Consider the following 430-nt stretch of genomic DNA (forward strand, 5'->3'; position numbering starts at 1 on the left):
GCCCCACACGCGTAAACGTGGGGAACGCCACACGGACGGGACCGTCGGTCGTCTGCCGGGTGCGGCGGGCGATCAGGCCTTCTTGGTCTCCCAGAAGATCGTGTCGATCTCGGCGATCAGGTCGAGCGCCTTCTGGCCGGTCGCCGGGTCGTTCGACGCCTTGGCGGCGCTGAGCGCCTTCAGGGTGTCGTTGACGAGCTGGTGAAGCTGCGGGTACTTCTCGAAGTGCGGGGCCTTGAAGTAGTCGCTCCACAGCACCGAGACGTGGTGCTTGGCGAGTTCCGCGCGCTGCTCCTTGATCAGGACAGCGCGGGTGCGGAAGTCAGCGTCCTCGTTGGCCTGGTACTTCTCCTGCACCGCCTTCACCGACTCGGCCTCGATGCGGGCCTGGGCCGGGTCGTACACGCCGCAGGGCAGGTCGCAGTGGGCG

The 430-nt window shown here is 67.4% G+C and carries 1 protein-coding gene; it reads right to left on the minus strand.

Annotated features, from left to right (window positions below):
- Window positions 1-72 precede the first annotated feature (72 nt).
- Window positions 73-430: superoxide dismutase, Ni (sodN, locus tag AC5RWQ_RS30565; protein ID WP_494286060.1), on the minus strand; the 358-nt coding region annotated here is incomplete at its 5' end.

It is taken from the genome of Micromonospora sp. BS32 (genome assembly GCF_059089345.1).